This window comes from Gluconobacter thailandicus F149-1 = NBRC 100600, assembly GCF_000964465.1.
GTDB classification, from domain to species: domain Bacteria; phylum Pseudomonadota; class Alphaproteobacteria; order Acetobacterales; family Acetobacteraceae; genus Gluconobacter; species Gluconobacter thailandicus.
This window is the reverse complement of record NZ_BANH01000078.1, coordinates 1-24,912: the sequence shown is the minus strand read 5'-3', so window position 1 is coordinate 24,912 and position 24,912 is coordinate 1. Positions and strand designations below refer to the sequence as shown.

The 24,912-nt window shown below is 55.6% G+C and carries 21 protein-coding genes and 1 tRNA gene; 12 read left to right on the top strand and 10 right to left on the bottom strand.

From position 1 onward, the window contains the following. The first annotated feature begins 34 nt into the window (after positions 1–34). Complete coding sequence (locus B7444_RS17275) at positions 35–586, top strand: twin-arginine translocation signal domain-containing protein (protein ID WP_035730461.1); 552 nt, start codon at positions 35–37, stop codon at positions 584–586. A gap of 315 nt (positions 587–901) precedes the next feature. Here the strand turns inward: B7444_RS17275 and B7444_RS14905 are convergent, their stop codons facing one another. From B7444_RS14905 to B7444_RS14895, 3 genes are all read right to left on the bottom strand, one after another. Continuing rightward, a complete protein-coding gene (locus tag B7444_RS14905) occupies positions 902–1,054 on the bottom strand; it encodes a DUF3309 family protein (RefSeq protein ID WP_007281962.1) in 153 nt (50 codons plus the stop codon). 122 nt (positions 1,055–1,176) lie between these two features. Further along, a complete protein-coding gene (locus B7444_RS14900) occupies positions 1,177–2,397 on the bottom strand; it encodes a sensor histidine kinase (RefSeq protein ID WP_007281960.1) in 1,221 nt (406 codons plus the stop codon). Continuing rightward, positions 2,398–3,567 (bottom strand): sigma-54-dependent transcriptional regulator, encoded by a 1,170-nt coding sequence (locus B7444_RS14895; RefSeq protein WP_007281959.1) that lies wholly within the window; start codon positions 3,565–3,567, stop codon positions 2,398–2,400. Between the two features lie 198 nt (positions 3,568–3,765). Between B7444_RS14895 and B7444_RS14890 the strand changes: the two genes are divergently transcribed. Genes B7444_RS14890 through B7444_RS14860 form a run of 8 tightly spaced genes read left to right on the top strand, consistent with a single transcriptional unit; the run spans position 3,766 to position 17,051 of the window. Beyond that, positions 3,766–5,085: an efflux RND transporter periplasmic adaptor subunit gene (locus B7444_RS14890; protein WP_231502974.1), complete on the top strand. Its 1,320-nt coding sequence runs from the start codon at positions 3,766–3,768 to the stop codon at positions 5,083–5,085. 14 nt (positions 5,086–5,099) lie between these two features. Next, complete coding sequence (locus tag B7444_RS14885) at positions 5,100–5,783, top strand: ABC transporter ATP-binding protein (RefSeq protein ID WP_007281957.1); 684 nt, start codon at positions 5,100–5,102, stop codon at positions 5,781–5,783. A gap of 39 nt (positions 5,784–5,822) precedes the next feature. Beyond that, a complete protein-coding gene (locus tag B7444_RS14880) occupies positions 5,823–8,255 on the top strand; it encodes an ABC transporter permease (protein ID WP_007281956.1) in 2,433 nt (810 codons plus the stop codon). 5 nt (positions 8,256–8,260) lie between these two features. After that, the gene (locus B7444_RS17270) at positions 8,261–9,247 is read left to right on the top strand and encodes an ABC transporter permease (RefSeq protein ID WP_007281955.1); all 987 of its coding nucleotides are present in this window, start codon (positions 8,261–8,263) and stop codon (positions 9,245–9,247) included. Further along, on the top strand, positions 9,234–10,715 hold the full coding sequence (locus B7444_RS17265) for an FtsX-like permease family protein (RefSeq protein ID WP_231502973.1): 1,482 nt from the start codon (positions 9,234–9,236) through the stop codon (positions 10,713–10,715). The genes B7444_RS17270 and B7444_RS17265 overlap by 14 nt, the downstream gene beginning before the upstream one ends. Before the next feature lie 5 nt (positions 10,716–10,720). Next, positions 10,721–13,153 (top strand): ABC transporter permease, encoded by a 2,433-nt coding sequence (locus B7444_RS14870; RefSeq protein WP_007281953.1) that lies wholly within the window; start codon positions 10,721–10,723, stop codon positions 13,151–13,153. 38 nt (positions 13,154–13,191) lie between these two features. After that, on the top strand, positions 13,192–14,604 hold the full coding sequence (locus B7444_RS14865; RefSeq protein ID WP_007281952.1) for a TolC family outer membrane protein: 1,413 nt from the start codon (positions 13,192–13,194) through the stop codon (positions 14,602–14,604). A gap of 17 nt (positions 14,605–14,621) precedes the next feature. Beyond that, entirely contained in the window at positions 14,622–17,051 is a 2,430-nt protein-coding gene (locus tag B7444_RS14860; protein ID WP_007281951.1) for an ABC transporter permease, read from the top strand. 289 nt (positions 17,052–17,340) lie between these two features. Here the strand turns inward: B7444_RS14860 and B7444_RS14855 are convergent. The 4 genes from B7444_RS14855 to gatC all read right to left on the bottom strand — a co-directional run bounded on the left by B7444_RS14855 (position 17,341) and on the right by gatC (position 20,754). Then, a tRNA-Ser gene (locus tag B7444_RS14855) sits at positions 17,341–17,432 on the bottom strand. A 93-nt stretch (positions 17,433–17,525) separates the two neighbouring features. Continuing rightward, positions 17,526–18,983 carry an Asp-tRNA(Asn)/Glu-tRNA(Gln) amidotransferase subunit GatB gene (gatB, locus tag B7444_RS14850; protein ID WP_007281950.1) on the bottom strand — a complete coding sequence of 486 codons (1,458 nt, stop codon included), beginning with the start codon at positions 18,981–18,983 and terminating at the stop codon, positions 17,526–17,528. Beyond that, positions 18,980–20,467, bottom strand: coding sequence for an Asp-tRNA(Asn)/Glu-tRNA(Gln) amidotransferase subunit GatA (gene gatA, locus B7444_RS14845; protein WP_007281949.1), 1,488 nt, complete (start codon positions 20,465–20,467; stop codon positions 18,980–18,982). The genes gatB and gatA overlap by 4 nt, the downstream gene beginning before the upstream one ends. After that, complete coding sequence (gene gatC / locus B7444_RS14840) at positions 20,467–20,754, bottom strand: Asp-tRNA(Asn)/Glu-tRNA(Gln) amidotransferase subunit GatC (protein WP_023942393.1); 288 nt, start codon at positions 20,752–20,754, stop codon at positions 20,467–20,469. Before gatC ends, gatA begins: the two co-directional genes overlap by 1 nt. 67 nt (positions 20,755–20,821) lie before the next feature. On the opposite strand from gatC, the gene ruvX reads away from it, so the two are divergent. Then, positions 20,822–21,313 carry a Holliday junction resolvase RuvX gene (gene ruvX, locus B7444_RS14835; protein ID WP_007281947.1) on the top strand — a complete coding sequence of 164 codons (492 nt, stop codon included), beginning with the start codon at positions 20,822–20,824 and terminating at the stop codon, positions 21,311–21,313. Positions 21,314–21,334: 21 nt separating this feature from the next. On the opposite strand, the gene B7444_RS16860 is transcribed toward ruvX, so the two are convergent. After that, positions 21,335–21,490 carry a hypothetical protein gene (locus B7444_RS16860; RefSeq protein WP_007281946.1) on the bottom strand — a complete coding sequence of 52 codons (156 nt, stop codon included), beginning with the start codon at positions 21,488–21,490 and terminating at the stop codon, positions 21,335–21,337. Between the two features lie 594 nt (positions 21,491–22,084). Here B7444_RS16860 and B7444_RS14825 point away from each other — a divergent pair. Next, complete coding sequence (locus B7444_RS14825; protein ID WP_007281944.1) at positions 22,085–22,339, top strand: hypothetical protein; 255 nt, start codon at positions 22,085–22,087, stop codon at positions 22,337–22,339. Positions 22,340–22,724: 385 nt separating this feature from the next. Further along, positions 22,725–22,931: a cold-shock protein gene (locus B7444_RS14820; protein ID WP_007281943.1), complete on the top strand. Its 207-nt coding sequence runs from the start codon at positions 22,725–22,727 to the stop codon at positions 22,929–22,931. A gap of 601 nt (positions 22,932–23,532) precedes the next feature. On the opposite strand, the gene B7444_RS16655 is transcribed toward B7444_RS14820, so the two are convergent. Both B7444_RS16655 and B7444_RS14810 read right to left on the bottom strand, forming a co-directional pair. After that, entirely contained in the window at positions 23,533–23,679 is a 147-nt protein-coding gene (locus B7444_RS16655; RefSeq protein ID WP_159107811.1) for a hypothetical protein, read from the bottom strand. A 506-nt stretch (positions 23,680–24,185) separates the two neighbouring features. After that, positions 24,186–24,773 carry a CatB-related O-acetyltransferase gene (locus B7444_RS14810; RefSeq protein WP_015074068.1) on the bottom strand — a complete coding sequence of 196 codons (588 nt, stop codon included), beginning with the start codon at positions 24,771–24,773 and terminating at the stop codon, positions 24,186–24,188. Positions 24,774–24,912: the final 139 nt, after the last annotated feature.

The following is a 24,912-nucleotide window of genomic DNA, read 5'->3' as shown; positions in this document are numbered from 1 at the left end:
AATAATTATATATTATAATATTAAGTGAGAATTCATGATTGGTAATCGTAGGTCATTCCTCAAAGTTCTTGCCTCTGGTTCTGCTCTTGGTGTCCTCGGTGCCTGTACGGTCACAACGTCAGGGCAACTGACTATAGTGACCCTGAATGTCGCTAAAGTAAAAGCGTACGGAACGGCTGGCATTAACGCAGTAACAACAATCTTGTCCCTCGCTGCTGTTTCCTCGGCAGTTGGTGCGCCGGCAATGGCTATTATCGAGGCTTCTGGGGCGGCGTTACAGGCCGCTCTGACAGCATTCTCAAATGCTGCAGGTTCGAGTACGACGGTCACTTATGACAGTACGTGCCTCAAGACGCAGGTGGATTCCCTCCTGACAGATTTGCAAAATGTGACGTCATTACTGGGAAACGCTGTGTCCCAGGCATCGACTGCAGTTCCGGGGTCAACTCTGGCGAATGCCAACACGGTTATATCTGCCTTGAAAACGGTTTTGTCTATTTTTCAGGGTGGACTTAGGATTGTATCCGTTTCTGGTCCGCGCATGGCGGAGAAAGAGGCTCTTCGCACTCTGCACGTTTCTCTATGAGCACGCATATTCGTCTCTATCGGCCTGCTGGACAGATTTGAGGAGTTGATCTGCTGTAAGATTTTCTCCGCAACTCTGTCTCTGTTGGTCTCTCTTTGGTTTAGGTTTTGGAAAGCCGTACCGCTTTGAACTGGTGTATGACGCTCTGGCTATGCGGGAGTGTTTCCTACTTCAAAGCGGTTAGGGCCTAAAGATCATTTTCTTTCTGATCTTACTGCAACGGGCCGCGTCATGAATGTTGCATCGAACAGATTCAACTTGTTTACACGCATGCGGCATCAGAAGCAGCCCATCCTTGTTCCGGCGTTGAAAAGGCTAAAGCTGCCCCATCAACACAAGGATTACGACGATGACCACAACAAGGCCCAAACCACCTGAAGGATAATACCCCCACCGGGAACTATATGGCCAGGTTGGGAGTGCTCCGATCAAAAGGAGTACCAGAATGATAAGAAGGATCAGGCTCATAGCGGGATCTCTGTTAGGTTGAAAGAGAGATACGCTAGCGCAGTTGGAAAGTTTCTATTCCGTTATTGGAACGGAAATTTCACGGGTTCAGAATATTTTTGAGAAAAATGGTGGAGGGGATATCATAACTGCACCTCAAACGTTGTGTTCCAATGTGATTGCTCGTCTGTGATCCCTAATGCCAGTCTACCACCGTGACCTCTGATAATTTGGCGCGCGAGAGGCAATCCGATTCCGTTTCCTCCAGACTTGAATGACACAAACGGCTCGAAGATTTGGTCCCGTAGATCCATGTCTATACCCGGTCCGTTATCGCGAACACTGATAGTAATCGCGTCATTCGCGGCTTCGACAGTCAATTGTACCCGGGGGTCAGGCTGTTCGAGAGCAGCCTCCGCGCCATTGTTCAGAAGGTTTAACAACGCCTGCTCCATCTGCACGGCATCAAGTCGAACCATGATACGGCCGGACGGTGCGAAGACATCCAGCGCCACACATTTTTTCCATCGCGCAGTAAAAATTCGGACAATCTCCTGAACCAATGCACCAAGGTCCGTTAATTTCAGATCTGGCTCTGGCAGGCGGGCAAGATCACGGTACCCGCGAACAAAACGATCCAACCCTTCAGTACGGCGACGGATTGTCCCGAGCGCCTCGATGATCAGATCGTCTGTCTCATAACGCTCTCTCTTCAAACTGCAGCGTTCGGCAAACAGATCCTCTGCCGTCGCCGACAGAGAAACGATGGGTGTGAGGGAATTCATGATTTCATGACTCAAAATCTGCAACAGATCACGAAGTGCCTGTGCTTCAGCAGCGTTCAGTCCGGCTTCAACATCTGTCAGTGCCAGATACGCTACGATGCCTCCGGTGCCACCACCCTTCCCCACCGATAACGCATAGACCCGGGATGAGCCTCCGTTGGACGCCAGCCGGATCAAACGTTTTTCGGGCCCCGTCTTGTCATTTTCTAGTGCTCTGACAAGTGGCGGTGGTGGATCGCGTAGGACACCTTCCGTCATGAACAGACGCCGCGCCGCGCGATTGGCAGCATGCAGGGTGCCATCAACATACTGGATCAGCAGCGGAACCGGTGCATGGTCCAGCAGCGCCCGATTGCGCAGTTTTTCCCGATCCACAGATCGCACGACGGAAGGTTCCTGTCGTTTCAGGCGTCGCGCCATACGGATCTGTGCATCCACGACAGAGCCAGTACAAAATAATCCCAGGCACGATAGCAGAACAGCAGTCGCGTAAAACCCGTGCTGCCACGCCGGAGCCGTGATCAGACAGGCCGCTATGATGCCGGAAAGCAGCAGAAGCGTTTCAATCGCAACCCGCATCTAAAGCCCATACCTTGCCATCCGGCGGTAGAGCGCCGGTCGTGTCAGGCCCAGCTCCCGCGCCGCTTGTGTGACATTGAATCCGTGTTTGCGAAGAGTTGCCTCGATCAAGGACCGCTCTGTATCGCGCAGTGTAGGAGTGCTTTTTGAAGCCGCGTCCTGCCCGTTGGATGATGTCCCGCTCCATGTTCCCGTGAGGACCGCCCGCTCAACGGTTGCACGAAGGCTTCGCACGTTTTGCGGCCATACTTCTCCACAGAGCAACTGACGCCGCTCTTCATCCATCACCGGCTCCACAAGTCCATGCCGGACTGAGAAATAGCGTAGAAAATGTCCGCTCAGGGCCAGGATATCCTCCGGTCGCTCATGAAGAGGTGACAGCGGAAGTATTACCATCCCAAGATGCAGCATCAGTCGCGGGTCAAGAGCAGCCTCCAAACCAGTATGATCCACAGATGAGAGGGCAAGGACCCGTGGGGGCGTGGGTTCATCCAGCCTGTCTGCCAGATGTCGTTGCATGGGTGCAGACAGCGCTTCAAAGTTGCGAAAGATCCACGTTCCGCCTCCTTCAGGTAGACCCTCGCAATCTTCTGCGCGGATCGTCACTGCAGGATTGATCTCCTGAGAAAGCGCATGAATGCGCCTTGCAAGAAGCATCTTTCCAACCCCTGACGGCCCTGCAATGACCAGTGGAGCACGAGTAATGGCCAAGCGGTCGGCTTCAGTGACAATACGGCGCAGGTTCTCCGACGCCACGATCATAACAGGATCGGTTTCAGCCGCCTGATCGGCCCGACGCCCCTTCAGAGTTGTGCCAACCAGCGCAAGAAGGCGCTCATTATTCCAAGGCTTCATAACGAAATCAGCAGCGCCTGCTCGCATCGCTGCAACCGCAATCGTTACGCCGCTATGTCCGGTTACGACGATCACGGGCAGATCCTGACGGAGAACCAGGATATCTCTGAGTAAGGCCAACCCCTCTGCGCCGCTACTTTCGCCCTTCCTGTAATTGAGATCCAGCAGCACAAGGTCCACAGGGAAAGATGCAAGCTGTGTCAGAGCCTCTTCCGCTCCATACGCGGACAGCATCTCGATCCCACTTCTGCGAAATAATAGCCTCGCAGCAATCTGCACATCGCGATCATCATCGACGAAGAGAAGACGGGGCACTAAGGACTTTCCTTCTCCCGATTCGTTGCGGAAGTCATTCATTTCGATCTTGACAGACCTTTCAAAGGTGTCCGCTTCCGGACACTGTGTTCGAAACCGGACATGCCTAGACAGATACCTTAATTTCTTCCTTATTTATCAATAAGATAAATTCGATAATCTCCATGATACACTGTTTGCCAACAGGAGAAACAGTGCATGGATCAACCCGTTTCCAAAGCGTCGTCGAACACTACGATGCGCCCGGCATCAGGCGCAGTCATGGATCGAGCGGTTCCTCCTTCACGGCGTAAGGTCGTGCTCCGGAAGACCCTGCGTTATGGCGCTCCCGTTGTGGTTGTGGGTCTTCTCTGGGCTGGATGGCGTCTCGTACCCGCATCGGGAACACTTTCGGTATCTCAGGATCAGCTGACAATAGCGACCGTACAGTCCGCACCCTTTCTCGATTACCTTCCAGTCCGCGCCACCGTTGCTCCGCTCAACGTCACTTTTATCGACGCCATACAGGGCGGAGAGGTTTCTGAGGTCGTGGCAAAGGATGGTGCCCTCGTGAAAAAAGGGGATGTTCTGGCGCATTTGACCAATCCTCAACTCCAGCTCGACGTCACCTCCCGGGAAGCGCAGATCGCAAGTCAGCTCGGTGCAGTCAGCGCCCAGCGCTTGACCCTGCAACAAACGCGCACAACCGAAGAAACGCAGCTTGCCGAGGCCCGATATAATCTTCTCAAGGCCCAGCGCGAACTTTCCATCCGCCAGCAACTTCACGGACAAGGCTTTGAATCTGACGCGAACGTTCAGTCCTATCGTGACGAGGCTGACTATTACGCCCAGCGCCTAAAACGCCTTGAAAATGCACTGACACTGGACCTGAAGGTTGCGGATCGTCAGGGAAACGAGATTGATGAGGAAGCTCAGCGGCTGCGCTCCAATCTGGACGTCGTGGAGACCAGCCTCAATGCACTCGTCCTTCGCGCGCCATTGGATGGCCGACTGACCAATTTTGACCTTCAGCCGGGGCAGTCATTGAAAGCTGGAGATAAGATCGGCCAGATCGACAGTGAGGGACAGTACCGTCTCGATGCGGACATTGATGAATTCTATCTAGGTCGCGTTGCAATCGGCGAACGGGCCGAGGCTGATCTTGGCGACACAAAACTGCCAATGACCGTATCCCGCGTGCATCCGCAGGTTACGAACGGCCAGTTTCGCGCGGAACTCACGTTCGACCGTCCTCCGCCAGCAGGGTTAAGGCGCGGAGAAAGCGTCGATCTGCGCATCACGCTCGGTGAAACCCATCGTGCTCTCGTCCTGCCAAATGGCGCATGGCTGGAGGCGAGTGGCGGCTCTTCGGCCTTTGTCATGGCATCAGGAGATCACAGCGCTGACCGGGTTGCAATCACGTCCGGGCGTCGCAATCCCGAGCAGGTCGAAATCACCGGCGGGTTGCATGATGGCGATCGGGTGATCGTCTCCTCCTACAATTCCTACAAGAATTTCAACCATCTCTCGATCCACTGACAGGGCCGAATATCATGCTGATCGAACTCTCTCATATCCAGCGCCTCTACCGTTCCGATGAGGTGGAAACCACGGCCCTGCAGGACATCGACCTTCAGATCGAGACCGGCGAATTCGTTGCAATCATGGGGCCTTCAGGCTGCGGCAAATCCACCCTGCTCAACATCCTCGGTACGATCGACCGGCCGACAAGTGGCTCCTATCGCTTCGGCACACAGGAACTGACCGCAATGAACGAAGCGGAACTGGCCAAATTCCGTCGGGAACATCTGGGGTATGTTTTCCAGAGTTTTAACCTGATCGACGAGCTGACGATCGAAGAAAACATCGAATTGGCCCTCATCTACCGTGAGATGCCCAAAAGCGAGCGCAGGGCACGTGTTGCGCATGCGGTGGACCATGTCGGCATCGCGCATCGCGCACGGCATTATCCTTCTCAACTCTCAGGCGGCCAGCAACAGCGCGCTGCCATTGCGCGCGCCATTGTAGGCCAGCCCAGCCTGATCCTCGCTGACGAGCCGACCGGTAACCTGGACACCGATAATGGCGCACAGGTGATGGATATCCTCCAGCGCCTCAATGACGAAGGCGCCACCATTATCATGGTCACACACTCTCCCAGCCACGCCGACCTCGCGCGCCGCCGCATCGACATGCTCGACGGTCAGGTCGTGGTCTCCGTCCGCAACGCTATTTGAGTCGGAAACTGCGCGCGTCCCGAGATTGGAGCAGGAATCATGAAGCTGACCCCGCATGTCCATACTGTTTTCGCGGCTTTCTTCCGTCAAATGCGCTGCCATCGACTCTACACGGCAATCAACGTCATGGGGTTGGCACTTGGTCTGGCAGCCTGCCTCACATTTGGGCTGATTGCTCGTTACGAATTTACGTTTGACCAATGGCTCCACGGAGCACGCGGCATCTACAGGCTGGACGCGGTCAATGTGCAGGACGGACGCGCCTCTGAAATCGCAGATGCCCCGTTTCGGGTTTACGACGCTCTGAAGGCGGCCTTTCCAGAAATCACTCATGCGACACGTATTCGCCCCGATAATATCTCAATCATCACGGCAGATGACGTTCGTTCGTCTAACGCGCTCTATGTCGATCCGGATTTTTTTGAGACGCTGCCCTATCCGCTCGTTCGCGGAGACGCAGCGTCTGCGCTATCCGCGCCAAACAGCATCGTTCTTTCAGAAGAACGTGCCCGCACCTATTTCCATACTATCAACGTGATCGGCCAGAAGCTGACCGTTGATCACGATGGACGCAAAGCGGAACTCATCGTCACCGGCGTTCTCAGTCACGTGCCCGGCAATGTGACACTTCAGCCTGACATGCTGATCCCGATCGACAGCGCAATGCTTGCATCCCCGGCTTTCCTGCAGTGGGGCATCGAAGGTGGATATGTCTTTTGCCGTCTTCACGCCCCCTCGGACGCTAAACGCTTACAGGGTGCAATGGTACGGTTCTCTTTGGATCATGTGCCCCCCCAGGTGCGCGACGCAGGCGAGTTGCGGGACTGGCGACTTCGCCCCTTGCCCTCCTTACATTTCCTTGACGGGACACTCGGAATTTCAAGTGCCAGCCGGAACAGCGTCATCATGCTTGGGCTCATTGGCCTTCTTGCGCTTCTCTCAGCCATCATCAACACAATCAATCTCTCCACGGCACGCGGGCTGCTCCGTGCACGAGAAGTGGCAATGCGCAAAACGCTTGGCGCCACACGAGGTGATCTGATTATCCAATTCATGGGTGAAGCGATCCTGCTCGCGGCCTGCGCCGCGATCCCTGCCCTTGCCCTGATCGAAATTGCCATACCGACAATCAATGCGCTGGGCGGCTGGGATGTGGTGATTCCATATGACCTCCTGATACCTGCGCTTCTGGTGCTGGTCATCCTTGTCGGCATGGTTGCAGGAACCTATCCGGCCTTTTGGCTCTCGGCATATCAACCCGCCCGAGTTCTCGCAGCTTCCCGTATGGCTACGATGGGACGCCTGGGCGCTGTCGTCCGGCTTGGGCTCGTCGTCATACAATTTGGCTTCGCAATCGGACTGAGTGTCTCAAGCGTCGTGATCCTGCGTCAGTCCGTGTTCGTGCGTGACATGGACCGCGGTTTCGATCGCAACGGGCTGCTCTTCATACCCTTCATTGATAATATCGGCACGCCCACAGCGCAGCTGGCGCTTATGGATGCTTTCCGGAATGTTCCCGGTGTTACGACGGTATCCAGCTTTTACACCATGCCGGGCGATTTTGGGTTCTCTGCGGCCGACTACTTCTCACCTCTCAACGCCCCGGACCAGCGCCCCCGCCTTGAATGGCAGGATGTCGGGCGTGACTATTTCCGGCTGTTCGGACTTCACCTGATTGCCGGACGCCTGTTCGACGATGCACATGGCGAAGATGACCAGCAGAAGGGCAAAGGAATACATTCTGTCGTCATCGACGCTAGCTCCGCGCGCGCCCTTGGTTATACGACACCACAAGCGGCACTGGGTCAGACAATCCGCAAACATACCGATCGTGCACCATGGCACGTAATCGGCGTAGTGAATGACGTCCGTCTGAATTCAGCACGCTCAGCGCCTCTTCCTTCCATCTATTTTTACAGCTCCATGCCCTATCGTTTCAGCAGTGCAGGCGTACGCTTCGAAAACCGTCCGGAGCGTGATGTCGAGGCTAATCTGCGGACGATCTGGCAAAGCAGGGCGCCTGATCTTGCGTTCAGTGCGTTACTGGCGAGCGATCTTCTGTCTCATGATTATCGAGGCGACGAGCGGCGTGGAGAACTTCTGGCCATCGGCGCTGGCGTTGCGATCTTCATCGCACTGATGGGCATGTATGCACTCGCGTCTTTCACCGTTGCCCGCCGGATGCTGGAAGTCGGAATCCGCAAGACGCTGGGTGCGACAACAGCACGAGTTCTGGGCCTGCTGTTGGGACAGTTTCTCAAGCCGGTTCTGGGTGCAGGACTCATCGGATGCACGCTGGCCTGGGTGGTGATGCGAAACTGGCTGTCAGGGTTCGACGCACGCATTCCCCTTTCCCCTCTGTATTTCGCCGCAGTCTTTGCCGCGGCGCTGCTCGTCGCCGCTTTGACTGTCCTGTTTCAGACCCTGAACGTAGCCCGCGCCGAACCGGCCCGCGCGCTCAGAGCGGAGTAAGCGTCATGCTCATCACCATCTTGCGCAATATCGTTCGTCAGGCCCGGCGTCAGCCTCTTTATCTGGCTCTCAACGTGATCGGGCTGGGGCTCGGTATGGCGGTCTGTCTCGTTCTGACGTTGCAGGTTCGGTATGAATACAGCTTCAACGCATCCATTCCTGAAGCTGCGAATGTTCTGCGCCTTGACGCTCATCACATGAATCCCGGAAACGCCCCTCAGGAGAATGCCGATGTGCCGTTCATCGCGTTTCCGTTCCTGCATACGGACTTTCCTCAGATCCTTGCCACGACACGCTACGAAACAGCGGATTATCAGCTTCGTGCAGGCGATCGCAGCGTCACGGCCGACACCGCTATGGTCGATCCATCTTTTTTCGATGTCATCACTCTGAAGCTTGAACGCGGCAACGCGCGCATGGTGTTGACCCGACCGGACGCGATCGTCCTTTCAGCCAATACGGCACAGGCTCTGTTTGGCACGACGGACGTGCTCGGACGCATCATCACGACAGACCATGAAGGCCACCGCGTCAGCCGTACGGTAACGGGCATACTCGCCCGTCCAGGCGGACCTGTGACGATTAGACCTGACGCTGTAACTCCCATTCCCTCCTACGAGATGGAAAAACCGCAATTCAAACGTTGGGGCTCCAGTGCAGGCAATATTTTCATACGGGTCCATAATGCCGTCGATCGCGGCGTAATCTCACAAAACCTGACCCGTTTTGTGATCAATCACGCATCCGGAGACGCGAATGACGATAACAGCGAAGGTGTCCATCCCGAACGCCGCTTCGGCCTTTCACTGGTCAGCCTGCGCGAAACGCATTTTCACGATCTACAGGTCATTGGCGGAGATGAGGCAACCGACCGCTCGGTCGTGAATATTCTCGAGCTGATCGGTGCTCTGGCGCTCCTGCTCGCCGTTTTCAACGCCGTCAATCTCGCAACGGCGCGGGCTGGTCTGCGCGCGCGAGGTGGCTATCCGTAAGACACTGGGCGCCACCCGAATGGTACTGTTCGTCCAGTTCGTAGGGGAAGCTATCGTCAATACCGCCGTAGGAGGCGCACTCGCGCTTGCCCTGTGTGAAGTTGCCCTCCCTTTCACGGCTGCCCTCACCGGTACCACCTTGCATATGGACTATGGCTTCACGCTTCCCTTCCTTTTTGGGGTTGTATTACTGACTGGCCTTGCCTGCGGCCTCTACCCGGCGATTGTTCTTTCGTCCTACCAACCGGCACACGTCCTTGCCGCAACCCGTATGCCGTCCGGCGGACGAAATGCGGCGCGTCTGCGGAACGGGCTGGTCATCATTCAGTTCGCATTCGCCGTGGCCTTCGCCATCTGCACACTTGTAGTGAACCGCCAGGCCCATTTCATGCAGTTTCTGGATCTGGGATTTGCGCGTGAAGGCATTCTCATCAGTTCCAACGTCGTGACGGGTGACGCAGGAAGAGAGCGCGCCCTCATCGAGGCGATGCGTCACACGCCCGGCGTGGTCTCGACATCCTTTTCCCAACTCACTCCAAAGATCGACAATCGCAACCGCTTCAACGTGACCCCCATCGGGTCACATAGCGAGGACATTCACGTACTGGGTGACACCATTGTTGGGGACTATGCGACGACCTATCGTCCCCACCTTCTCGCCGGACGCTGGTTCGACATCAACCACGGTGAGGATAACAGCCCTAGCGACGACAGCTTCTTCGCGCGCCAAGGGAAAACCTTCAACGTCGTCGTCAACCAGACGGCTCTCTCACGACTGGGCTTCCGATCACCCGAAAGCGCCATCGGGACTTTGCTCAAGAGCGGAGGGATCAGGCTGCGGATCATCGGCGTGACCCAAGACCTGCGCTTTATCTCCGCACGCGATGAGATCTCGCCACAGGTCACGTTCAATTCCAACGACCCCCAGGCCTATTCGCACGTGTCAGTCCGCTTTTCTGGTGTTTCTGAGAACATCATGAGAACACGTCTCAAGTCGGCATGGGATCAGGTTTTCCCGGATGCCCCTTCCAGCTTCGAGACAGTTCAGGAACGTATGTCCACGTTCTACATCACGGAACAGCGACGCGGCTGGCTGTTTTCCATCGCCTCAGGCGTTGCCGTTACTATCGCATGCCTCGGACTGTATGGGCTTGCGTCCTTTATTGCACTTCGCAGAACGCATGAAGTCGGCATCCGTAAGGCTTTGGGGGCAACGAGCCAGAAGGTTCTCACGCTCATGTTGCGTGATTTCCTGCGCCCCGTGCTTGTTGCCTGCGTCCTCGCCGCTGTCCCGGCATGGCTCGTGGTGCAGTCCTGGCTTTCAGGCTTCCATCAGCGGATCGCAGTCTCATGGCTCGATTTCGCGATTGTCGTCAGCGGAACCATTGCCATCGCTGCCCTCACCGTCCTTGGACAAACACTACGTCTCGCTCGTGCCGAACCGGCCCGTGCTCTCAGAGCGGAGTAAGCGTCATGCTGTCCCATATCGCCCTGGTTTTCTGGCGCGGCATCGTCCAGCGCCGTCTGTTCACAACACTGAACGTGCTTGGCATGGCACTCGGTATGGCAACGTTTCTCACGTTGGCCCTGATCGTACGCTACGAATTCAGCTTTGACCTCTGGATTCCACACGCTGCGGACATTTACCGGCTGGACGCGTTCGATGACAGTGAGTTTTCCGTCTCCAGCATCCGCCTGATCGACGCACTACGCGCCGAACATCCGGACTGGAACGCGACCGCCGTCCTGCGAGGCTTTTCCGGAGCGACCATTCGCGTCAATGAAAACGCTTGGGACGTCTTCATTGCGCGCACCGACCCGCATCTCTTCGAAGTCTTTGCCCTGCCGCTCCTGGAAGGAAATCCCGCAACTGCTCTGGTCCCAGACGGCGTGGTCCTCTCACAGGCAGAAGCACTATGCTTCTTCGGGACCGACCATGGCATCCTTGGAAAAACACTCGACCTGACCCAGAAAGGGCAGATTCACAGACTGCATGTCACAGGTGTTCTGAAGGAACTTCCTGCGAATACCACACCACGATTTGATATTCTCGTTCCTTCTTCAAATACTATCCTGCACACCAATGATCTCTGGCCAATGGCCACATCTGAAATCTGGGTGCGAGTCTCGCCATCGGTGGCATCTCAATTCCCCACCCTCCTCCAAGGTCTCGTCCAGCGACATGCCGCAGGGCTGTCGGAACAAGATGCTAAAAAATATGTTGTCCGGGGACGTGCTCTCACCAGTCTGCACTTCTTCGACGCCACCATTGGTATGCGAGGGACTGATAAACGCCTGCCAGTAATCCTGGGCATCGTCGGCCTGCTGGCGCTTGTTGCAGGGCTGGTTAACTTTGTCACACTGTCCACGGCTCTTGCGGCAACCCGGGCCCGTGAAGTCGCGATGCGCAAGGTGCTGGGAGCGACGGTCTTGATGCTGGGACTGTCGTTTACGGCAGAAGCCATCGGGCTGGCGCTGATTGCGGCCTTTGTCGCCCTCGCCCTGACTGAACTGACCCTGCCCTGGATCACGACGCTGAGTGGCTGGCCCATCCGGCTCGATTTCGGCTTTGCAGTTCCCCTCCTCATCATTACGGCCGTCATCGGAGGGGCCTGCGCAGGAGCCTATCCGTCATGGGTCCTCTCACGCTTCCGGCCGGCTACGGTTCTCTCCTCAGCCCGCCTGCCAGGAAGCGGTCGCCTCGGGAGCCGCCTGCGCGAAGGGCTGACCATCGTTCAGTTCTCCTTCGCTGTGACGCTGACAATCTGCACGCTGGTCATCTGGCGTCAGACGCATCTGCTCCAGACCATGGATCGCGGGTTCCACCAATCAGGTCTTCTCGTAAGCCATCTGCCAAATGACCCGACCGAGCGTCTGCGCCAACAGCGATTGAGCGATCTTGTGCGTGATCTTCCGGGCATCACTGGCGCTACGGTTTCGGACGATGCACCCGGTGGAGGTAGCGCAGGTATAACCTTCGACATAACGCGACCAGGGAATGCAACGCCTGCCATACTGGCTGTGATCGGAACAGAATCTTCGACGCTTCCAATCTGGGGGGCACATCTTCTCGCCGGGCGTCTGTTTGACAGCTCTCATGATTACGACAGCCGCCCCATGCCCGCGGCCCCATTCGACAGCTTTCTCATGGGGCAGACATGGAGCTTTGGCGCACATAATGTCGTCATCAATGAATCGGCAGTGCGAGCGCTTGGGTTCGCTAATGATGCAAGTGCCATCGGAACGCCGATTACATTGCATGGAAAGGATATCCAGACGATCATCGGCGTCATTGCCGACATGCGTTTCAAGGACAGTCGGGCCAGCGTCACACCTGCGCTTTACTATGCCATATCAGGACCGATTGGGTACGGCGTACTCTCTGTCCGCTACAGAAACGCTCCTGAAAACACAACGCGAGCAGCAATCGCTACGATCTGGAAGCAGGTCTATCCGGAAAGCGCGCTGAATCTGCGCAGTGTCGGTGACATCATTGATGAGGATGTCAGGCCAGAACAGCAGCGCGGAATGCTGATGATTGTTGCCTCCTTCGTGACCCTCTCCATTTCCTCCATCGGCCTGTACGGCATCGCCGTGTTCAACGTCCGCCGCAGATTATTCGAAATCGGGGTCCGTAAAGTGCTCGGCGCAACAGCCCAACAGGTGACGCACCTTCTGATCTTTCAGTTCCTGCGGCCCGTCATGATTGCCAACATCGTCGCCTGGCCGGTTGCCTGGCGGTTGATGCGTAACTGGCTGTCCGGGTTTGACCGCCGGATCAGCCTTTCTCCGCTCTATTTCGCCCTGACTGCCCTGATCGTACTCGCGCTCGCGGTTCTCACCACTCTGTTCCAGATCCGCCGCGGTGCCCGCAGTGCACCGGCCATCGCTCTGGGCTCTTCATGAACCGCTGCTCTACTCACCACTCAGGACCCTGCCCGATCATGAGACAAAGCACGCCCCTCGTTCTTGCCCTGCTGGTCGCGTCCACGGCCGCTTTCCCAGTCATTGCAGATGCTCAAACGTTGCAGGAGGCCCTTGCTCTCGCCTACCGAAGCAATCCGACACTGCGGGGTGAACAGGCCAATCAGCGCGCCATTACCGAAAACTCAGCGCAAGCCAGGTCAGGCTGGAGGCCCACCGTTCAGATCAACATGGACGCTTCCTATCAACAGGGGCCATACACCAGCGCCTTTGCGCTTGGCTCCTATACGTCCAATTCTGCTGAAGGTTATGTATCGGCCAAGCAGACGCTGTATTCATTCGGCCATGTCGCCAATCAGGTCCGTGCAGCGGACGCCCGCTCCCAGGCGGAGCAGCATCAGTTGAGGCTCGTCGAGGCGCAGGTCTTCACCAATGTCGTCACGGCCTACATGAATGTATTGCGAGACCGAAACATCCTCGACGTCCGTCGGGCAGATCTGGAGATGCTGACAAGGCAGGTCCAGTTGACAACCTCGCGTTACAATCTCGGCGGACAGCCCTCCGAACAGGTCACGCGCACCGATGTCGAGCAGGCGGAGACGCGCCGACGGTCAGCAGAGGTGGCTGTCACCCAGGCTCAGGCCACGCTTGCAGCATCCGTGGCCCAGTTTCGCGCAGTTATTGGCGCAGATCCCAGTGAACTCACAATGCCTGATAGCCTGCCGGGCCTGCCTGCAACGCTCGATCAGGCGCTGAAAACTGCGCTTACACTTAATCCACAGCTCGTCCAGATGCAGGAAACAAAGAAAGCCACGTCTGCCGACATCGACACCGCACGCTCACAGTGGGGACCACAAATTCAGGTTCAGGGCACTTTCGGAACGATCGGACCCGCGTCACCGTTCCGCGGTGGGCAGTATGGCGAACAAGTGACTGGTGTCGTGCAACTCGTTCAGCCTCTTTACAACGGAGATCTGTACAACTCCCAGATCCGCCAGGCTCGCAACATAGACGAACAGGCCCGCGAGAACATTGAACTCGCACGGCGGACCGCGCTTCAGGACGTGGCAACCAACTGGCATGCCGTTAAAAACGGATTACAGGCCATCAGTGCCGGGATTGCCGAAGTCAAATCCGGCGAGACGTCTCTCAAGGGATACCAGATCGAATATGGCTACGGTCTGAGGAGTACGACCGACGTCCTCTATGCCGATCAGAACCTGCGGTCAGCTCAGGTGGAACTCGCCAGCAGTCGTCATGATACCATCGTCGCTGAAGCAACACTTCTTGCCGCGATGGGGCGGCTTCAGAGTGGTGATCTCCTACCCGGAATACCTCACTACGACGCTGCGGCAAAACTTCAGCATGCGCGGACACGTGGCTGGGAACCTCTTCAGGCGCCAATCTCCGCTATCGACAAGGCTGGCTGGTAAGAAAGGAGAGCCTGATTATGTTCGCCGATACTCTCAAAGCGACCTGGCGTACTCTTACGGGTCAGAAACGCTACACATTTCTCAACCTGGCGGGCCTTGCGCTCGGCATTGCCGTGTTCCTTACGATGGCACTGATCGTGCGTTACGAAAACAGCTACGACGCCAGCGTTCCTAACGTCTCCCACCTTTATGTTCTGAACGAGGTGTTTCGACCTGCCGGTCATGCGCCGTCCGAAAGCGATGACGTCAGTTTTGTTCCTTTTCCCTTCATTAAGCAGGATTTTCCCGAGATTGGAGCAGCCATACGGATGCTGCAAGAACCGCTGGTTGTTCGGGCGGGGCTGACGCTGTCACAGGAAAAAGTGACGCTGACGGACCCCGCTTTCTTTTCCGTCTTCAAATTGCCCCTCCTCGCCGGAGATAGCTCTACTGCGCTGGACGGTCCGGGGAAGGTCGTGATTTCGACGGATATGGCTCGTAAGTATTTCGGGACCGAACAGGCTTTGGGAAAGCGTCTGCGGATCGATAATGATCAGACGGAAGCGATCGTAAGTGGCATTCTGGCGCCGCAGCCGCCGAACCAGACGATGGGATTCGATCTGATTGAGGTCATTCCGACAAGCTGGCTCTCAAAATATGCTTTCACAAACTGGGGGTCTATGTGGGGAACACTCTGGGTTCGGGTCGACGATCCACGTGCTATTCCCCGCATCCAAGCTGGATTGGCGCATTATCCCTACCAGCATCCTGGCAACTGGACGAAGGATCTGCTTCAGGAAGTATTCGGTGGCGGAGGACTGGAACTGGTGCCCCTGCAAGACCTCCATTTCCACGCGGCTGCCGTTGGAGAAGGTGGAAACAGCCGTGCTCTTGTGCGTATCCTTGGTCTGATCGGACTGGCCGCTCTGGCAACAGCCATCATTAATTATGTTAATCTGGCTACGGCACGCTCTGCCCTGCGGGCCCGTGAAGTCGCTGTCCGAAAAGTGCTGGGAGCAACGCGGCTGCGCCTGATTGTGCAGTTCATGACCGAAGCCTACATGATGGTCATGATGGCCGCTGTTCTCGGGACAGTGTTTACGGAGCTGGCGCTGCACTGGGTCAATCTGTGGGGTGGTTGGAAGCTCTCGATGGACTGGGCATATGTACTTTCCATCAACGTGCTGGTCGTTCTGGTGGCTGGCACACTTGCAGGTTTTTATCCTGCGCTGATTATCTCCGGTTTTCGTCCGGCTGCCGTACTGGCAGCAAGCAAGACACCGGCTGGCGGTCGGATTGAAAGCAGACTGCGCGCTCTTCTGGTCGTACTCCAGTTCAGCTTTGCCATGACGCTTGCGATTTGCAGCCTCGTCATGGGACTTCAGGCACGTCACATCAGAATGCTGGATCGCGGCATGAAGCAGGACGGCCTCATCGTCATTCCTTCGCTGAATGATGCCTCCCTCGTCAGTCGACAAAGCGACATTATAACGCGTCTGGCACAGGTTCCGGGTGTGCGTATTGCGACGCGCTCGGATATTTACCCTCACAACGCCCTCAATAACGACGATTGGCTGCTTGCAGGCCATCCCGAAAAGCACGCGATGAACTGGGGGCGTGCGACCGACGGCTATTTCGACGCGATCGGTGCACACCTGCTTGCAGGGCGTTTTTTCGATAGCCATCATGGGCAGGACTACCCGGTCGATCCACATGCAGCGGGGAATGGCACCAGCGTCATTCTGACGCGTCTTGCGGCCGAGCGCTTTGGATTTTCCTCGCTCCAGGATGCTGTTGGAAAAAATGTTCAGGAAAGCGGTGCCTCTCAGACTTATCATGTCGTCGGAGTCATCGAGGACATCCGGGTTCGTTCGGCGAGTGCTCCCATAAGACCGCTACTTTTTATGGGCGCATCCGGCTCGTTTTCCTATATTGGCGGCTTGATCCGCTATAGTGGGACATCCACTCAGATTGAAATGGATCGCCTTGCCAGAGCATGGGCGGAAGTCGCGCCCGATGTGGCTTTCTCAGCGCAAACCGCATCTGACATCTTTGCGGACGATTATCGGCGGGATGAAAGTCACGGTGCCCTGTTTGGCATCGGTTCTGCCGTAGCCATTGGCATCGCGTGTCTCGGGCTCTACGGACTTTCCGCCTTTAACGTCTCGCGCCGCAGACAGGAGATTGGGATCCGCAAGGTTCTTGGGGCCCGAACCCAGGATGTCCTTTGGCTTCTGCTCATCCAATTTCTCCGGCCGGTTGTTTTTGCAAGTTTTGTCGCTTGGCCTACAGCCTGGGTGCTGATGCGGATCTGGCTATCGTCATTCAACGACCGGATCAGCCTCACCCCGATGCCGTTCCTCGCAGTCACGACAGTCGCGCTTTCTATCGCCGTCCTGACAATCATTGCCCAGACCCGACGTATCGCGACACTGTCTCCTGCACGCTCTCTGCATCAGGCCGGATAAGAATTTTGAACAGATCGCTACAGTGATCGCAACCGGGAATTGTCACATGTTTGTATTAGTTAGTGGAAATTCCGTGATTTCACGACGATCCGCGTTTCGAAAGCCTTTCCAGCATGGATCCAGCTATGATGCGAAATAGACAGACGGACAGACTACATGAGGCCACCTGTTCGCCTCAAGCCGTGCATATCATCATGCTGTAGCACCTTCTTAATCATAGAAGGACTACCGACGAGGTGCTGCCAGCATGTAGCCATAACTGAATGAATTTGTTGAATTTTTGAGTAAGTGGCGGAGGGGATGGGATTCGAACCCACGATACGACTTACATCGTATAACGGATTAGCAATCCGCCGCCTTCAGCCTCTCGGCCACCCCTCCGCACTAATACGCAGTTTTTACACGGCGTTTGCAGGAGCGTTCTTAGGGGGGAACGGCGCTGCCGTCAAACCCCCTAAGGCACTTTTTTTCTTCTTATTCTGAAAGAAGCTTTTTCAGGGTCTCATTGACGAGCGCCGGGTTTCCCTTCCCCTTCATGGCTTTCATCGTTTGTCCCACAAAGAAGCCGAACAGCTTGTCCTTGCCGGACTTGTATTCTGCAACCTTGTCAGCATTTGCCGCCAGGATTTCGCGAATAGAGTTTTCGATTGCTCCCGTGTCTGTTACCTGGCGAAGGCCCTTACGCTCCACGATGGCAGAAGCCGATTCGCCGGTTTCCACCATGTCTTCAAGGACTTCCTTGGCGATCTTGCCATTGATTGTGGAGTCCGAAATCAGAGCCAGAAGTTCGCGGAGACCTTCTGCACTGACGGGGCTGTCCTCAATGGAACGGCCAGTCCGGTTCAGGGCTGCGAAGAAATCCCCGAGCATCCAGTTTGTGGCCAGACGGGCATCTGCCCCCTTCGCAACGGTCTCGTAGAAGTCTGCGACCGCCTGTTCTGCGGTCAGGACGCTGGCTTCATAACGGCTGACACCATAGTCCTGCTCCAGGCGTTCGCGCTTGGCTTCTGGCAGCTCAGGGAGGGCGGCTTTCAGTTCATCAACCCAGGATTGTTCGATGACAAGCGGAAGAAGATCCGGGTCCGGGAAGTAGCGATAATCATGCGCGTCTTCTTTGGAGCGAAGTGAGCGTGTTTCGCTGCGGACGTGATCGAACAGGCGTGTTTCCTGATCAACTTCTCCGCCCGCTTCCCAGATTTCGATCTGGCGCTGTGCTTCGACTTCGATTGACTGCATGACGTAGCGGATCGAGTTGACGTTCTTGATCTCGCAGCGGGTCCGATACCCCTCCTCGCCCGGCTTTCGCACGGAAACGTTGACGTCCGCACGCATGGAGCCTTCTTCCATGTTGCCGTCGCAGGTTCCGATGTAGCGCAGGATCTGGCGCAGTTTGCGTAGATAGGCGCCTGCTTCTTCCGGGGAACGAATGTCTGGTTCACTGACGATTTCCATCAGCGCCACGCCTGCACGATTCAGGTCGATGAAGGAGCGTGTCGGGTCCTGATCGTGAACCGACTTGCCTGCGTCCTGCTCCAGATGAAGGCGCGTGACCCCGATTTCACGGGTTGTGCCGTCTGCCAGATCGACCAGCACCTTGCCCTCACCCACGATCGGATGAGCGAACTGGCTGATCTGGTAGCCGGTGGGAAGATCGGCATAGAAATAGTTCTTGCGATCAAAGCGGCTGAACAGATTGATCTGTGCGTTCAGGCCAAGACCGGTGCGGACAGCCTGAGCGACACATTCCCGGTTCAGAACAGGCAGCATGCCCGGAAAACCGGCATCAATCAGGCTGACATGTGTGTTTGGTTCGCCGCCGTAAGAGGCGGAGGCACCGGAGAACAGCTTGGCATTGCTGATGACCTGGGCATGAACTTCCAGCCCGACGACGATTTCCCATTCGCCGGTGTTGCCGGTGATACGATAGCTCATGCCGACACTCCTGCATGGATGGCGGGTCTGTGGGTGAAGGACGCAGCCTGTTCGATGACGTGGCCTGCGGCGATCAGTGTTTCTTCATCGAAGAACTTACCGATGAGCTGAAGCCCAAGCGGAACGCCCCGTGCATCGAGACCAGCCGGGACGGACAGAGCCGGGACGCCTGCCATGCTCGCCGGGACAGTGAAGACGTCGTTGAGGTACATCTGTACCGGATCGGTCGGCTTTTCGTCCTGTGCGAAGGCACCGGATGGCGCGGTCGGCGTCAGGATCACGTCCACATTTTCGTATGCGTTCAGGAAGTCACGCTGGATCAGGGTGCGGACCTTCTGTGCGCGTAGATAGTAGGCATCGTAATAGCCAGACGACAGAACGTGCGTGCCAATCAGGATACGGCGCTTCACTTCCTCGCCAAACCCTGCTGCACGGGTGGCTTCGTAAAGTGCATCCAGCGAGGAGCCATTGACGCGCTCACCGAACCGAACGCCATCATACCGCGCCAGATTGGACGAAGCTTCTGCCAGTGCTGCGATGTAATAGGTCGGCAGACCGTACTTCGTGTGCGGCAGGGAAATATCGACGATCTCCGCGCCGGCAGCCTTCAGCCAGTTGATACCCTGCTGCCAGAGTGCCTCGATTTCCGCAGGCATGCCGGGAGCATGATATTCCTTGGGAATACCGACGCGAAGGCCTTTGACGCCACGTGTCAGGGCCGCTTCGTAGTTTGGAACGGGCGTGTCGACGCTGGTGGAATCGCGTTCATCGAAACCCGCCATGGATTCCAGAAGGATCGCACAATCCTGCAAGTTGCGAGCCATGGGACCAGCCTGATCCAGTGAGCTTGCAAAAGCGATCGTACCGAAGCGGGAGCAGCGACCATAGGTCGGCTTGATGCCGGCAATCCCTGTGAAGGCGGCCGGTTGACGGATCGAACCGCCTGTATCCGTGCCTGTTGCGCCCAGAACCAGACCCGCAGCCACAGCCGCAGCGGAACCACCGGAAGAGCCGCCTGGAACCAGCTTGGCGTCAGAGCCATTGCGCTTCCAGGGGTTTTCAACCGGGCCAAAAGCGGAGGTCAGGTTCGCGGAGCCCATGGCGAATTCGTCAAGGTTCAGCTTGCCCAGAAAAACCGCACCATCACGAAGCAGGTTGGATGTCACTGTGCTTTCATAGGGCGGGACGAAGTTGCCAAGGATCTTGCTAGCCGCAGTTGTGCGGACACCATTCGTGCAGAAAAGATCCTTGATGCCGAGCGGGATGCCGGTCAGTGCTCCGCCCTCACCTTTCGCCAGAACCTCATCGGCAGCCTTGGCGGCTGCGCGGGCCTGATCGGGCGTGCGGGTGATGAAGCTGTTGAGGCGACCGTCCAGACGCTCGATGGCGTCAAGATGGGCGTTTGTCAGTTCAACGGCGGAAATCTTGCGGGCCTTGAGGGCGTCCCGGGCAGAGGCCAGCGTAAAATCGTGCATGCCGGACATTATTCGACCACCTTCGGAACCGTGTAGAACGGACCTTCACGGTCCGGGGCGTTGGAGAGCACGTCATCGCGGCGGTTGCCGTCCGTGACGCGGTCTTCCCGCAGGCGTGGCTTGGCAAGACCTGTGCCAATCATGGGAGGCACATCCGTGACGTCCACTTCGTTAAGCTGTTCCACCCAATCGATGATGGAACCCATCTCCTTTCCGAGAGCGTCAACCTCTCCCGGTTCGAGACCAATTCTCGCCAATCTGGCGATGCGCGTGACCGTTTTCGCGTCGAGCGACATGAACATTCCTGAAAAAGAGGAAATTATGGTAGCTTTTCAGCCGTCAGACAGATCATAACGCCGGGTTATGTCCCTGTTCAATCCACATGACCTCCGTAATGTCCTTCAAACTGATCAACGCATCCTTGGAATAGATCCGGGATCGAAGACGATCGGCGTTGCAGTGACAGATGTTTCCCTCATGCTCGCCTCCCCTCTGATTGGCCTGAAACGGCGGAAACTCGGGGAAAATGCGAAGGAACTCGCAGACATCGTCAAGCGACAGGATGTCGGTGCGATTGTGGTTGGTTTGCCCCTGTCTCTTGATGGATCTTTTGGGTCAGCGGCGCGCGCGGCATCTGATTGGACGACAGCACTTTCGGAGCGCCTGGGACTCCCAGCTTGTCTTTGGGATGAGCGGTTGTCATCGAGTGCGGTCAATCGCTTCCTGATTCAGGATGCGGACATGACGCGCGGCCGGCGCGCTGAAGTGGTGGATAAAATGGCCGCTGCTTACATGTTGCAGGGATGGCTGGATGCTACAAAATCTGAGCCGGTCCAGTCCTTTTTTCAGGATTGAGAAACCGGAGCAGACGTACCCTCACATGAAGCTGATACCGATTACAATCCCGACGATGGACAGGCCAATCAGGATGCAAACAGGAAGCATAAGGCTGGAGAGTAGAGACTCTCCTTCCTCCGTGGCATCCAGTGCGACTTCGTCTTCAGCGTCATCAAGATCGGTTTGGTCTGTCATGCCTCTAAGAATATGGCATGTATCAAAGTGATGCGAGTAAATTATGGATTACGGCCGCGTTTATTGATGCGGCGGAGCATCTTTTGAATGCTCGCTTCTTACGGTCTGCACTCTTTCATCATCTCCCGAAGGTCTATTCTTGTAGGGGCCGAAGGCGTACTAACGGTCCAGAGAAAGACGGCTGAGGCGTTAGTCAATCGGGGTTCCAAAAACATATCCGAATGTCTGGCACAGGCTTCCAGCATTCCACCTTTGATCGATGCATCAATCCTGTCTTCACGAGACATTTTGGAGATTTGCCCAGCCATGAAAATGTCCTCCATTAATCTGGACTAAATCTATCCCTTTTTGAACTGGAGTTGGTAGAAAAATCCGGGATCTGGAGAGAAAATTTTATCATTGTGATCGGTCGCGCTTATAATCCTCTCCAAAAGCTTTGGTGGGCTTCCCTTGTGAGTTGCGCGGGCCGCGACAGTGTTTTTCTTGTCGAAAATGTTTCATCATTTCCATGCCTGTCGAAGCAGATTCTGTGTAAGTGGGGGAATTGACACCACTCCTGAAACAGCCTCTCCTTCCATAAAGGAGGACCATATAATGGGCGATGAAGAAATTGCTGGTGACGAAGTTGCAGGTTACCTGATCCGCCGTGAGCTGGAGAACGGTGACGATGAATTCTGGAACCCTGCTGAGAAGTGGGTTTCGGATCCTGGTGATGCCGAACTCTATGAAGAAGAAGATGAAGCGAACGCGGTTGCGGACCTTCTGAGCGAGAATGACCCTCTCGCCATCACTGTCGAAGAAGTTCTCTACGACGACGGTGAAGAAGACGATGTCAACGACGGCGAATAAGGTCTTTTTCTGAGATCTGAAAAGGCCGACCTCCCCCAAAAAAGAGGAGGTCGGCCTTTTTTATTTTCCCTCACGGCAAATTGGATGGATGAGAAATCCTCTTTTGCGGCGAGGTGATTTCAAAATGTATAATAAAATATCAATTCTCATCTGCTTATCGAATGATAAATTCAGTAAATCCAACAGTGCTTTAGATTCACGCTCATTGTTTATTTCGAGAATATTTTTTTATATCCCTTGCATTCCTATCTGATCTGGGCGCATAGTCGTGTCGGCGGATGCTTTTAGCCGGGTCATGGATGCGCGTTGCATCAATTCTTCCCTTAAAAGTTATGATTGCGTGCGTGTTTTGCGCGCAACCGCCCTTCTAATAAGGAGCCTCGTTATGACAACAGGCACCGTAAAATGGTTCAACCCAACCAAGGGTTTCGGTTTCATTCAGCCAGAAGGCGGCGCGCAGGATGTGTTCGTTCACATCTCTGAGGTTGAGCGTGCTGGTCTGCGTACCTTGAACGAAGGCCAGCAGGTCTCTTTCGAAGTGGAAGCAGGCCGTAACGGCAAGAAGTCTGCGATCGCCCTCAAGGTCGCATGACATCCGGGCTTTATTGCCCGTGAGAGAAAGCCGCCCTTCTGGGCGGCTTTTTTTTATGTCTTGCTGGTTGCTGCGTTGTTGATCGTGCGTAGCTCGTAAGGAGCCATTTCAAGAAAGTCGAAAATCAGTGGGACTAGGTCAGGGGAGAACTGGGCGTAAACCTTTGAAGGTAAATACAAAGCTGACTGCGGCTTCCGGTGCGCGTTCACACTCGATGAGCGCCGAGATAATCGCGCGCGTTGCCGACAGCTTTGACGGTCCTGATTATAGGCTATTGCCCAGGCCGGTCGGGATCACCTAACTCGCCGAGAGATTGATGATGAAATATTGCAAGATCTTGGCGAAAAGCGTGACCTCAGTGATTTAGCTCTTTTGTGCTGGCGGTTGCGTGCTGAAGAGATAATGAGCAGCCATATACAGGATGAAGCAGCCGCATACCCGAAAGATATGCGGCTTAGCCAAGATCTGGATTTTTAGAAAAAATTCGTAGATTGAAAAATATGATTGAAGATCTTGAGATCAAGACCCGTCTTCCCGGAGGGTTTTAGGGAGACGAGCGCCACAAAAAGAAACCCGGCCAGAAAAGCCGGGCTTTAAAATCTCAGTTGTCTCTGTCTCGCCCGTAGTAGGCTGTGGGCTCACCGACGGGCTTAGCACCGGCCTTACCAGCATCTGCTGGAGTTGTGCTGCACGCAGCTATTGCGAGTGCCAAACCGATGCCTGCGCTGGTTTTGATAATCTTGATCATTGATGTCTCCAGAACCCAAGGGATACGGGCCTTCATGAGAGATCATATCAATACCAAAATAAAAATAAATGCGGATCTGCTCTTAATTCACCAATTCCGGAGGCTCTTCCAGCGGAGGCGGTTCATCTGGCAAGGGCGGGGTATTGGGTGCAGGTGGTATGGGTGGCGGCATTGGAGGTGGCGGATTGGGCAGTTCACTTGCGTGACTTTCCAATAGGTCAAAGATCAAATCAGAAACGCCGTTCATGCTCCCCCTCCTCTCAATTTTTTGCTGTAGACCATTTAAAGGCCATGTGCGGCTGTAGTTCCGCTGATAAAAGAAAACCTAGGTGAAGTTGGGTCTCACACTACATTCCACCGCCCGGGCCACCACCGTCGGTTGGAATTCAGGCGCGGGGCTTGGACGTGGGTTGAGGCGCAGGATGTGGAGTTTTAGTCCGTCCCGGCCAGCACTCGTAGCGGTAGTGCAGATATGTACTCAGACGCTCAACACCAAGCAGCGCACTTCAAGACGTTTGAGTGTATTTACTTAAAAACGCCTCGATATCTTCGCTCATGAGATCCGGTATTCTCTCTTGTAGAAGATCCTCCGGCCAGTCCCACCACGCCAGGGCGAGTAGACGTGTGATGATACTCTCTGAAAAGCGGTACTTGATGAGTTTGGCAGGATTACCGCCAACAATGGCATAGGGTGGCACGTCTTTGGTCACAATCGAACCCGCGGCAATGATCGCTCCATCTCCTATTGTTACGCCTGAGAGGACTGTAACCCCCGAACCCATCCAGACATCGTTGCCGATAACTATATCGCCCTTGCTGGAGTGGTCATTCTCGCCCTCTTTTGCCCCGGGCCAAAAATGCGAAAGAGTTTTGAAGGGGTACGTTGTCACCAAGTCAGCGCGATGATTGCCTAGCGCGATCGTCACATTCGGTCCAATGGAGCAGTAATCGCCAATCTTGAGTCGAGCCTCTCCAGGCTCCAAGATGGATGGAGAGCCATAAGTGTGCGGGCCAATCACCCATCCCCACTCTGCGATCTGGTACGCGAGGGCATAGTGCGTGAGCAGGGAAAAGGCATTATTTCCGAAGGACACGAGCCGTATTCCATTGACTGTTGGGTTCGGTTTCGACTGTCCATCCGAATTGGCTATAGTTCAAGGTTCTTGAGAGATTGTGGTGTCCTGTTACCGCTTGTGCTTGTGCTTGTGCTTGTGCTTGTGCTTGTGCTTGTGC